Here is a 6854-nt window from a genome sequence, read left to right on the forward strand (position 1 = left end):
GCGAGCGGATGTACCGGACCGGTGACCTCGTCCGCCGACGCCGCCGGAACGGCCGATGGGAACTCGACTTCCTCGGCCGCAGCGATTTCCAGGTGAAGATCCGCGGATTCCGGATCGAGACGGGCGAGATCGACGCCGTCCTGGAAAGCTCCGCCGCGGTCGACTTCTCGACCACCGCCGGTATCGCGCACCCGACGTCGGGTGAGACCGTGCTGGTGTCCTGGGTCCACGGCAGCGACGGCGCGGCCGTCGACGTGCCGGCGCTGACCGCCCACGCGGCCCGGCATCTGCCTGCGCACATGGTGCCGACCGCGATCGTCCCGCTCGACGAGATCCCCCTCGCGGCGACCGGCAAACTCGACCGCGCCGCACTGCCGGCACCCGAGTTCTCGAGTGGCGTCCACCTCGAACCGCGCACCGATACCGAACGCGCGGTCGCGGCGGTCTTCGCCGAGGTCCTCGGCATGGAGGGCGCGGACGGCGACCCGGGCGTCTCGGCGCTCGACTCGTTCTTCGATCTCGGCGGTACGTCGCTGTCCGCGACCCGGGTGGTCGCCCGCATCGGCGCGGAGTTCGGTGTCGAGATCGGGGTGCGGGTGATCTTCGAGGCCCCGACCGTCGAGGCCCTCGCGACGCTGCTCGATACCGGCGGGATCGATGGTCGCGCAATCGGTCCCGTGCCCGGCGTGGTGGCGCGACCCGAGCCGGTCCCGTTGTCCTACGCCCAGCGGCGGATGTGGTTCCTCAACCAGTTCGACCCGGGCTCTGCCGCCTACGTGATCCCCATCGTCGTGCGACTGCACGGCGACCTCGACGTGGACGCGATGCACGAGGCGATCAACGACGTGGCCGAGCGGCACGAAGTGCTCCGCACGATCTATCCCACCGATCCGGGAGCAACGGACGCAGCCGAACCCATCCAGGTGGTGCGCAAGTCTCACCCCGGCCTGGTCCCGGTCGGACACACCGTCATCTCCGGGGGCGCGCCGGACAGCCTGGTGTCCGAGGAGATCACCGCCACGATCTCACAGCCGTTCGACGTGACCCGCGATCTGCCTCTGCGTGCGCGGATCCTCAGCTCCACGGACACCGATCACGTGCTCGTGATCGCGCTCCACCACATCGCCGCCGACGGCGAGTCCGCGCCCATCCTCGCCCGCGAGGTCGTCGAGGCCTACGACGCACGTCGCAGCGGCCGGGCCCCGCAGTGGACGCCGCTGACCCTGCAGTACGCGGATTACGCGGTGTGGCAACGGCATCGGCTCGGAGATCCGGCCGAACCGGACTCGGAGATGTCACGCCAGTTGTCCTACTGGAAGCAGCAGTTGCGGGGGCTGCCGGATGTCCTGCCGCTGCCCGTGGACCGGCCGCGCACCGTCGAACCCGATGCCAGGGCGGCGACCGTGCGGTGGTCGTTGTCGGCGCCGGTGGTCGCCGGTCTTCGCCGCCGCGCCTCCGAGCGGCGCGCGACGTTGTTCATGGTCCTGCACACCGCGGTGGCGGCTGTTCTGGCGCGGCTGACGTCGACCGCCGAGATCGCGGTCGCGACTCCGGTCGCGGGACGTGGGCACCGCGTCCTCGACGAGCTGATCGGGATGTTCGTCAACACCGTCGTACTGCGCGTCGACGTGGACCCGCAGCTCACCGGCGGGGCCCTCCTCGACCGGGTCAAGCTGGCCGACCTGACCGCCTTCGATCACGCCGAGGTGCCGTTCGAGCGCGTCGTCGACGCCGTCGATCCGCCGCGCACGGAGAACGTCGAGCCACTGGCGCAGGTGATGCTGGTGCACGCCGCCGGTGCCGAGCCGGTAGTGGCCGGCGTGACCATGGGGGACCTGACCGCCGAGTTCGTCGAGATCGACGACACCACCGCGAAGTTCGACCTCACCATCGGTACCCGCGAGGGCGTCGACGGGACGCTCGCCGGGTCGATCACGTACGCCACCGCCCTGTTCGACCGGGACACCGCGGAGATGATCTCCTCCGCGCTGGAGTCCACCCTCACCGTTCTGGCCGGCGACCTCGACGTGCCGGTCGCGGACATCCCGCTGCTCACCGAGGCGCAGCAACAAGCCCAGTACGAGCTCGGACTCGGCCGCACCGTGACCCGGCCGCCGGAGACACTGGCGGATGCCGTGGTCGCCGGGTCTCGGATCTCGCCGGACGCGGTCGCGTTGCGCTGCGCCGGCCGGTCGATCACCCATCGGGAGTTCGCCGCCCGGGTGGCGGTGGTCGCGCGAGAGCTGATCGCCGCCGGCGTCGGCCCGGAAGACAGTGTCGCCGTGTGTATACCGCGATCGGTCGACCTGGTCGTCGCGATCCACGCGGTCCTTGCCGCGGGCGGCCAGTACGTCCCGGTGGCCACCGATGCGCCGGTGGACCGGGTGCGCTACATGATCGACACCGCGGGAGCGGCCATCGGTCTCGTCGCACCAGGCGCGGCCGGTCCCGATGCAGCGGACGACACGACGATCGGCGGCGTCGTGAACCAGGTGATCGTCGTCGATTCCACGACTCCGGTGGATCTCGACACCACCCCGGTCACCGACGCCGAACGGAGGGCGCCGCTCCTGGCCGATCACGCCGCCTACACGCTTTTCACCTCCGGGTCCACCGGTCGGCCCAAGGGCGTGACCGTGACCCACCGGGCCGTGATGAACCGATTGCTCTGGGGCATCCGGGAATTCGGCATCGGCCCGGACGACGCGGTCCTGTTGAAGACGCCGGCGACCTTCGACGTGTCGGTGCCCGAGCTCTTCACCCCGCCGATCACCGGCGCCCGGATGGTGATCGCACCCGACGACGCACACCTCGATCCACACGCCATCGCCCGGCTGATCGACGACGAGCAGGTCTCCACCGTGCACTTCGTCCCGTCGCTGCTGACGGTGTTCGTCGAGATCCTCGATCACACCGGGGGCGGGACGCTGCCGAGCCTGCGACACCTCTACTGCTCGGGCGAGGCGCTGGCGCCGGCCACCCTCGCCGCGGTGCGCGCCGTCCTGCCCCGGGTGCGGGTCCACAATCTCTTCGGTCCGACGGAGGCCGCGGTGGAGGTCACCGCCGCCACCCTCGGCGATCACCGCGAGGTGGTGCCGATGGGTCGGCCGATCTGGAACACGCAGAGCCTCGTCCTCGACGATCGTCTGCGGCCGGTACCCACCGGTGTCGCCGGCGAACTGTATCTCGGCGGTGTCCAGCTGGCCCGGGGGTATGCCGGGCGCGCCGATCTGACCGCGGACCGCTTCGTCGCCGACCCGTTCGGGCAGGGGGACAGGCTCTACCGCACCGGGGACCTGGTCCGCCGGAACCGTTCCGGCGAGCTGGAGTATCTGGGCCGCAGCGACTTCCAGGTGAAGCTCCGCGGCCAGCGGATCGAGTTGGGCGAGATCGAGTCGGTGCTCGCGACCGTCTCCGGGGTCCGGCAGGCCGCGGTCACCCTGGCGCGGGCCCCGGGCGGCGCGGAGCATCTCGTCGGCTACCTGATCGGACCCGAGAGCGCCGACAGCCTCGGCCGTGCGCGGGAGGCGGTGGCGGGTGCGCTGCCCGCCTACATGCGGCCGACGCTGTGGGTGACGCTGCCCGACGCGCCGCTGAGCAGCGCCGGAAAGCTCGACCGGAAGGCGCTCCCCGCCCCGCATTTCGACATGCTGGTGCACACCGCGTCCGATGCGGAGCCGGCGACGGACACCGAACGCGTCGTGGCCGGGATCGTCGCCGCCGTCCTCGGCGTCGAACAGGTCCCGATGACCAGTTCGTTCTTCGCTCTCGGCGGCGATTCGATCGCGTCGATCCGCCTGACCTCGATGCTGCGGGCCGCCGGTTTCGGTCTCACACCGCGTGACGTGTTCGGCGCCGCGACCATCCGCGACCTCGCGCAGCTGTCCCGGCACGAACCCGACGCGGTGCTCGACGAGCTGCCCGGCGGCGGCATCGGGCCGGTCGCGTCGACGCCGGGCGTGGCGTGGATGCTCGACCTCGCCGACGGGCTCGACGACATCGCCGACTTCTCGCAGAGCACGGTGCTGACCCTGCCGGCCGACATCGACGAACACGCCCTGCGCGCCGTGACCGCTGCGGTGGTGGCGGCGCACCCGATGCTCACCGCGTCGTTGCAGATCGGCGAGGACGGCGAGCCCGTCGTGATCGCCGGAGCCGGGAGCGCCGACGACGTCCTGGTCGAGATCCACGACCCGGTGCGGCCGGCCACCGGTTCTGCGTCAGCCACTCTCGAGGAGGCGGTGCGGGAGGCGCATCGACGGGCTCTCGGCGCCCTCTCACCCGAACGTGGACGACTCGTCGCGGCCGTGGGAGTGCGGGTCGCCGACGGCCGGGACACGGTCGGCCGGTTGGTGATCGCGATCCATCACCTCGGCGTCGACGCGGTGTCGTGGCCGACCATCGTGTCCGGCCTGGCCCGTGCCTGGTGGCAGTACCGCAGCGGCGACCAACCCCAGGTCACCGCCCGCGGGACGTCCTTCCGCCGGTGGGCGCAGGTGTTGTCCGAACTCGCCGACCGTGAGCGGGAGATCGACTGGTGGACCGAACAGTTGCCGTCGTCGACGGCCTCGGTGCTCGACCCGGTCCGAGATCGGTTGCGGACCACCATCTCCACGACCCACGTCGTCGAACCCGACCGCACCGAGTCCGTGCTGGGTCGGGTCGCGGATGCGTTCGGCGCCCGCGCCGACACCGTGGTCGCCACGGCCCTCGCCTACGCCCTCGCCACCGGAACGGCCGCCGGTCGACTCGGGTACGACGCCCGCACGGTGTCGATGCTCCTGGAGAACCACGGGCGCGAGGAGTCCGTCGCGCCGGGCGCCGACCTGAGCGAGACCGTCGGCTGGTTCACCTCCTTCGTCCCGGTCGGCGTCGAGATCCCCGAGGCCGGGACGTCACCCGGACGCGACCTGGCGACGATCCTCAAGTCTCTCAAGGACCGGCAGAAACGTATGCCGGACAACGGCATCGCGTTCGGTGCGCTGCGCTGGTCGCGGCCCGGGTCACCCCTGCGTGACCGCCCGTTGCCGCCGGTGACCGTCAACTACCTGGGGAGCCTGGCCGGTTCGGAGGACGACGCCGACACGGCGGCCACCGAGTTCCTCCCGGTCGGCGACGCGCCGGTGCTCCCGCCGTCGGTGACCGGCGGCATGACGGCTCTCGCCGCGCTCACCGCAACCATGGGGACGGTGCCGTCCCCGCGCGGGCGCTCGTTGCGACTGGATCTCTCGGCGCCCGAAGCGGTGCTCGGTCGCGACGTACTCGACGACATCGCCTCTCGATGGGATGCCGCACTGTCCTCGCTCGCCGCGTACGTGGAATCGGTGGGGGACCCGGGGCCCAGCGAGACCGACGTCATCGGCGGGGGAGTCTCGCAGACCGAGATCGACGATCTGGTCGAGAGGTACTCGGCGGGACGCTCCCACACCGCGCCGGCGATCTGGCCGCCGACCCCGCTGCAACAGGGGTTGATCTACGAGGCCGAACGTCTCGCCGGTACCCCTGGGTTCGACGTCGCTGAGTTCGACGGCGCCGGGCATCCGACCGACCCCTATGTCACACAGTCGATCATCGAGTTCGCCGGTGAGCACGCGCCGACCGCGTTGCTGCCGGCGATCCGCGAACTGCTGGCGCGCCAACGGGTCCTGCGGTCCGCGTTCACCCGGACCGGCGCGGGCCGACCCGTCGTGGTGATCCCACCGGCGGATCACGGGGTGGTGACGGATCCCGACTTCCGCGGCATCGACCTCACCGGAGCAGAGGTCGCGGAAGCGGCCGAACGCATCGCCGAACTCGCCGAACAGGATCGCATCAGGCCGTTCCACCTCGATTCGCCGCCGTTGATCAGGTTCACCGCCGTCTCGCACCACAGCATCGCCGGTCCCGCACTCACCGTCGTGATCACCGCGCACCACATCATCCTCGACGGGTGGTCCGGGCCGATCCTCGTCGCCGATCTCCTCGCCGCACATCTCGGCCGTCCCGCGGTCACCCCGGCCACCGACATGGAGTCCTACCTCGAGTGGCTGGATCGCCGAGATCGTGCCGCCGCGCTCGCCGCGTGGCAGAACGTTCTCGCCGGCGTCACGCCCACCGTGGTCGCGCCCCACCACGCCGCCCGCGCCCGCCAGGAGGAGCGTCGTCCGTACGAGATCGCCGCGCGCCTGGACGCCGCCGGTCGTGCCCGGCTGGAGGAACGGGTCCGGCAACTCGGCAGCACCACGAGCACCGCGCTCCACGCGGCCTGGTCGATCCTGCTGTCGCGACTGACCGGAGAACGACGCGTCGTCTTCGGCGAGACGGTGTCGGGTCGGCCGGCCGACCTCGACGGGGCCGACGCCATGATCGGTCTCTTCATCAACACGGTGCCCGTCGTCGCGGACGTCGACCCGAACCGGACGGTCGCCGATCTGGTGACGACGCTCCACGCATCCCGTGCCGGGCTTGTCGACCACCAGTTCCTCGGTCTGGGCGAGATCACCCGTGTTTCCGGGCATCCCGCGCTCTTCGACACCTTGGTGGTCTACGAGTCCTATCCCGTCGACACGGGAGCCGTGCTGGAGGGATCGCGCACGTCCGGGCTCGAGATCCGCGACGTGACCACCTCGGACGCGACCCACTATCCGCTGGCGCTCATCGCGGCCCCGGACGCCGACGAGCTGTCGCTCACGGTGAAAGCCGATCTGGTCGCCGTGGACGCCGAGGTCGCCGAGGTGATCGCGGCATCGCTGGTCGATCTCCTGCAGTTGCTCGCCGACGACCCCGCCACGCCCGTCGCGGCGCTCGATCCGATGCCCGCGGAGATGCGCGGCACGGTCGAGACGTGGTCTCGGGGTGCGGTGGTGGAGTTGGGG

Annotated in this window: 1 protein-coding gene; it reads left to right on the forward strand. The window is 71.2% G+C overall.

Annotated features, from left to right (window positions below; all coding sequences use genetic code 11):
* A partial coding sequence (locus tag OK17_RS20040; protein ID WP_461418508.1) for an amino acid adenylation domain-containing protein occupies nucleotides 1–6854 on the forward strand: 6854 nt, incomplete at both ends.

The organism is Gordonia sp. GN26 (genome assembly GCF_054823965.1).